Raw genomic sequence first — 1,144 nt, 5'->3', positions numbered from 1 at the left:
TCATTACCCATCAGGCGCTGGGCGCAGTGCACGTTGGTTATCACAGCGGTCCCGCCGACGGGCCGGCACGCACTGCGATTGTCGAGGAGGGTGTCGGGCTGTTTCGCAACGCCGGCCTCGATTCYCAGGCCATGGCGAATTTGCATCAGGCGCGTTGGCAAAAACTGGTCTGGAATATCCCGTACAACGGTCTGTCGGTGTTGCYGGGAGCGAGTACTACACCACTGATGGCTGATGCCGACAGTCGCGAACTGATCAAGGCGCTGATGGCTGAAGTGGTGCAAGGCGCAGTCGCGTGCGGGCACGATGTACCGGCGGGGTATGCCGAGCACCTGTTCATGGTGACCGAAAAAATGCCTGACTACTGGCCGAGYATGTACCACGATTACTTGCACAAGCGACCGCTGGAACTGGCCGCGATCTATGCCCGGCCTTTGGCGGCGGCGAAGGCAGCCGGGTGTGAGATGCCGCGTATCGAGGCCTTGTATCGCAGTTTGAGTTTCATTGATCGACGAAACACCTGAGTCGACCGACCTGAGGGGGAAGGGCATGCCAAAGGCAATTGACGACAAACTGGTGCTGGCGATTTCTTCGCGGGCGCTGTTCGACCTGAGCGAAAGCCACAAGGTTTATCTGTTGAGCGGCGTCGAAGCCTACCGGCAGTATCAGATTGAACACGAAGACGAAATCCTCGAGCCCGGCGATGCTTTTCCGTTGGTGCAGAAACTCCTGAATCTCAACAATAGCCTCGGTCGTGCCCGGGTCGAGGTGATTCTGGTGTCGCGCAACAGCGCCGACACCGGGCTGCGGGTATTCAACTCGATTGACCATTACGGACTGGCAATCTCGCGCGCGGCCTTTGTCGGCGGGCGCAGTCCGTATCCCTACCTCAAGGCCTTTGGCTGCGACCTGTTTCTCTCGACCCACGCCGAAGACGTACGCAATGCACTGGACGCCGGGTTCGCCGCGGCGACCATTCTGTCGGGCGGTGCCAGTCGTGCGGCCAGCGACGAATTGCGCATCGCCTTCGACGGAGACGCGGTGCTGTTTTCCGATGAGTCGGAGCGCATTTATCAGACCGGAGGTCTGGAGGCGTTCCAGGCCAGCGAGCGTGAGGCCGCCCGCGAGCCGTTGCGCGGTGGGC

Annotated in this window: 2 protein-coding genes; both read left to right on the top strand. The window is 60.8% G+C overall.

Annotation, left to right across the window (positions count from 1 at the left end; all coding sequences use genetic code 11):
* Positions 1-524: ketopantoate reductase C-terminal domain-containing protein (locus ACXRVY_RS30645; protein ID WP_458239158.1), on the top strand; the 524-nt coding region annotated here is incomplete at its 5' end.
* A gap of 25 nt (positions 525-549) precedes the next feature.
* The coding region (locus tag ACXRVY_RS30640; protein ID WP_458239157.1) for a 5'-nucleotidase at positions 550-1,144 on the top strand (595 nt) is incomplete at its 3' end.

It is taken from the genome of Pseudomonas sp. P5_A2_2, assembly GCF_054177685.1.
Note: the sequence above shows the minus strand (reverse complement) of the source record. Positions and strands in the feature narration are given on the sequence as shown.